General features: G+C 64.6%; 2 protein-coding genes. Both read left to right on the plus strand.

All coding sequences use genetic code 11. The features are described 5' to 3' along the window. Positions 1-1024 (plus strand): dihydrolipoyllysine-residue acetyltransferase (locus DXT59_RS10155; protein ID WP_162878012.1); only part of this gene is annotated, 1024 nt, incomplete at its 5' end. A gap of 26 nt (positions 1025-1050) precedes the next feature. Then, on the plus strand, positions 1051-1338 hold a 288-nt coding region (locus tag DXT59_RS10160), incomplete at its 3' end, for a biotin/lipoyl-containing protein (RefSeq protein WP_116136795.1).

Raw genomic sequence — 1338 nt, forward strand, 5'->3', positions numbered from 1 at the left:
CGACGCGCCGCGCGACACGACGCCGCGCAGCGTGCCGGCCCAGCCGTCCGCGCTGGCGCAGGCGCCGCTCATCCCGGCCGGCGAAGGCGGCGCGCGCCGTCCGAGCCATGCGTCGCCCTCGGTGCGCAAGTTCGCGCGCGAGCTCGGCGTGGATGTGGCGCAAGTGCAGGGCACGGGGCCGAAGGGCCGCATTACGCAAGAGGACGTCACCGCCTTCGTGAAGGGTGTCATGACGGGGCAGCGCGCGGTCGCGGGCGCCGCGCCGGCGGGCGCCGCGGGCACCGGCGGCGAGTTGAATCTGTTGCCGTGGCCGAAGATCGATTTCACGAAGTTCGGCCCGGTCGAGCCCAAGCCGCTGTCGCGCATCAAAAAGATCTCGGGTGCGAATCTGCATCGCAACTGGGTGATGATTCCGCATGTCACGAACAACGACGAAGCCGACATCACCGAACTCGAAGCGTTGCGCGTGCAACTGAACAAGGAAAACGAGAAGGCGGGCGTGAAGATCACGATGCTCGCGTTCGTGATCAAGGCCGTCGTTTCGGCACTGAAGAAGTTCCCGACCTTCAATGCGAGCTTGGACGGCGACAACCTCGTGTTCAAGCAGTATTACCACGTCGGTTTCGCAGCCGACACGCCGAACGGTCTCGTGGTGCCGGTGATCCGCGATGCGGACAAGAAGGGGCTCATCGAGATCGCCAAGGAAATGGCGGAACTCTCGAAGCTCGCGCGCGACGGCAAGCTCAAGCCCGATCAGATGCAAGGCGGTTGCTTCTCGATTTCCTCGCTCGGCGGTATCGGCGGCACGCACTTCACGCCGATCATCAATGCGCCCGAAGTGGCGATCCTCGGTCTCTCGCGCAGTGCGATGAAGCCCGTGTGGGACGGAAAACAGTTCGTGCCGCGCCTCACGCTGCCGCTTTCGCTTTCGTACGATCACCGCGTGATCGACGGGGCGGAAGCCGCGCGCTTCAACGCCTATCTTGGCGCGCTGCTCGCCGATTTCCGGCGCGTGATCCTTTGATCGTCGACAACAAGAAGGGGACGTGAATGAGTCTCGTTGAAGTGAAGGTGCCGGATATCGGCGATTTCAAGGATGTCGACGTCATCGAAGTCAACATCAAGCCGGGCGATGTCATCGAGAAAGAGCAGTCGCTGTTGACGCTCGAATCGGACAAGGCGTCGATGGAAGTTCCGAGCGACGTGGCGGGCACGGTGAAGGAAGTGAAGATCAAGGCCGGCGACAAGGTATCGCAAGGCACGGTCGTCGCGCTCGTCGAAGCGGCCGCGACTGCCGCGGCGCCGGCGCCGGCCAAGGCCGCGCCCGCGGCTGCGGCG

This window comes from Trinickia diaoshuihuensis, from assembly GCF_003390925.1.
Classification (GTDB): Bacteria; Pseudomonadota; Gammaproteobacteria; order Burkholderiales; family Burkholderiaceae; genus Trinickia; species Trinickia diaoshuihuensis.